The 1315-nt window shown below is 73.2% G+C and carries 1 protein-coding gene and 1 pseudogene; both read right to left on the minus strand.

The features are described 5' to 3' along the window. Positions 1-212: pseudogene (locus ABLE88_RS23755) on the minus strand (hypothetical protein); the annotation flags it as partial. Between the two features lie 81 nt (positions 213-293). Beyond that, positions 294-1315 (minus strand): sensor histidine kinase (locus ABLE88_RS23760; RefSeq protein WP_348834434.1); only part of this gene is annotated, 1022 nt, incomplete at its 5' end.

Here is a 1315-nt window from a genome sequence, read left to right on the forward strand (position 1 = left end):
TCGTCGTCGTGATGGCGGCCGTGATGGCGCTCCTTGCCCTCGCGCCGGTGGTCATTGTCGGCGAGATGGAGGGGTCGGGCGTCGGCGCGGGGGGCGTCGTCACGGCTGTGGAAGGGGAGGTCGAGATGGTCGATCTGGGTCGCCGCCAGCGCCACGCCGAGGCCGGCGGTGGAGAGGAGGAAAGCGGTCCCGATCAGGGTGCGCGTCTTCATTGGAGGGGCTCCGGCGTTTGATGACGCTGACACCCTCTCGAACCAACCTGACAGCCGCCTGAACCCCCTGCTGAATCGCGTTCAGCTTGCTGTCAGGATCGCGGGTTCGGGGAAGCGCACGACGGCGCTGAAGCCCTCCGCCTCCCCCGGGATGGGCGAGGCGATCTCCAGCACTAGCCCCGCCCCGCGGCAGATGGCGGCGGCGATGGCGAGGCCGAGGCCGGAGCCGTCCGCCCCCGTCGGCCCGCGCTCGAACGGGCGCAGCAGCAAAGCGAGCCGGTCGGCGGGCACCACGGGACCGTGGTTGGAGACTTCGAGCCGGTCGGCGACAAGGCGGACCTGGACAGGCGTGTCGGGCGTTCCGTGCTTCAGCGCGTTCTCGATGAGATTGCGCGCGAGCACGGCGAAGGCGTCGGGGTCGAGATCGCTGACGGGGCCGCCCTCCGCCGCGATGCTCAGGTCGATGTCTTCTGCTCGTCCGCTCTGGCGGTCGAGGTCGGCGATCACATGGCGCAGCACCGGGGCGAGCGGGGCCGGCGCCTCGGCGAGGAGGCTGGCGCCTTCGGCCTTGGCGAGCTGGAGCAGCTTCTCGGACAGGCGCGAGAGGCGGCGCAGCGCGCCCGCGATGGTGCGCGCCCGCTCCTGCGCCGGCCCTTCCGGCAGCTCGGCCACGAGGCGCTGGGTCTGCGCCAGAGCGGCGGCGATGGGGGTGCGCAGCTCGTGGGCGCTGTTGGCGGCAAAGCCCCGCTCCGCCTCCAGCGCCCCGCGCAGGCGGTCCATGAGCGCGTTCACCGCGCCGGCGACCGGCGCCATCTCTTCGGGCAGCCCCTGTTCCGGCACCGGCGCAAGGTTGCCCCGCCCGCGCGCGGCGATGGCCTGACGGAAGGCGAGCACCGGCTTCAGCGTGAGGCGAAGTGTCAGCCAGACTCCGGCGAGGGCGATGGGCACCAAAGCGCCGAGCGGCCAGATCAGCGCCAGCACCGCCCGCCGCACCGCCGCGGCGCGATGGCCCAGCTCCTCCGCCGTGGTGACGACGATGGTGCCCCGCACCGCCGCTTCCGTGTAGGTGCGCAGGCGCGCGGTGGTGTGAAAGCCGGGGGCGG

Source organism: Xanthobacter luteus (assembly GCF_040049235.1).
In the GTDB taxonomy this organism is placed as follows: Bacteria; Pseudomonadota; Alphaproteobacteria; order Rhizobiales; family Xanthobacteraceae; genus Xanthobacter.